Origin of the sequence: Mesorhizobium sp. M7A.F.Ca.ET.027.03.2.1, assembly GCF_003999175.1 — a bacterium.
Taxonomy (GTDB): Bacteria; Pseudomonadota; Alphaproteobacteria; order Rhizobiales; family Rhizobiaceae; genus Mesorhizobium.
The window spans coordinates 1-709 of sequence record NZ_RZOM01001699.1; the positions used below are offsets into that span (position 1 = coordinate 1).

A 709-nucleotide genomic window follows, 5' to 3' on the forward strand; every position below is an offset into this window, starting at 1 on the left:
AGATACCTTGCCACTCTCCCAGCGGGCCAAGCTGCTGATGATGGCCGAGGCCATGATCTCGCTGCTGACCATCGCGCTGGTCGCGGCACGCGCGGTCAACATTCTGGCTTGATTAGGCCAAAACGCAAAAATGGCCCGCCCGGCGAACCGGAACGGGCTATTTTGGGTTGTCTTCGATGGTTCGATGCCGCGGGAAACGTGCCTCGGCAATTCCGCCAAGCAATCGCCGCCGCACCAGCTATTCGTCCCGCGCGCGGCTGACTCTCCGCACCACGAACTCGAACAGGACGTCCGAAATCCACATGGCGCAGACGCCGATCAGGAAGGCGGCCGCCAGCGTGGTGGTGTCGTCGGCGGGAGCGGGCATCGGCAGGCCGGCGATCCTGGCGTAGGAAACCGCCGGCAGCGTCAGATAGGCCGCCGCAAGCGCGCCGCAGATCGGCGAGGCCACCATTTCGCGCAGCTTGTAGCGATGCCGCGACAGCGCGCGCAGAACGCCGCCGGCGAGGCCCGCCGCCACGACCGGTCCCTTGATGCCGAGCAGGTCGAAAAGATCGTTCATCATGGCCTCCAGCCGCAAAGCTTCTGGCCCTTTTCGTTGTGAGCCAGGATCGCCGCCACCGACGCGTCGGAAAGGGTCGCCGCCTCCGCCCTTGTCGGCCGGAGGGGATGCCCGGCCGCGCAGAACGACCCGCCTGATGTGGTGCAG

General features: G+C 66.4%; 1 protein-coding gene. It reads right to left on the reverse strand.

What is annotated here, in order from left to right; genetic code table 11:
* Positions 1-238: 238 nt before the first annotated feature.
* Complete coding sequence (locus EN750_RS37455; protein WP_127399487.1) at positions 239-562, reverse strand: hypothetical protein; 324 nt, start codon at positions 560-562, stop codon at positions 239-241.
* Positions 563-709 lie beyond the last annotated feature (147 nt).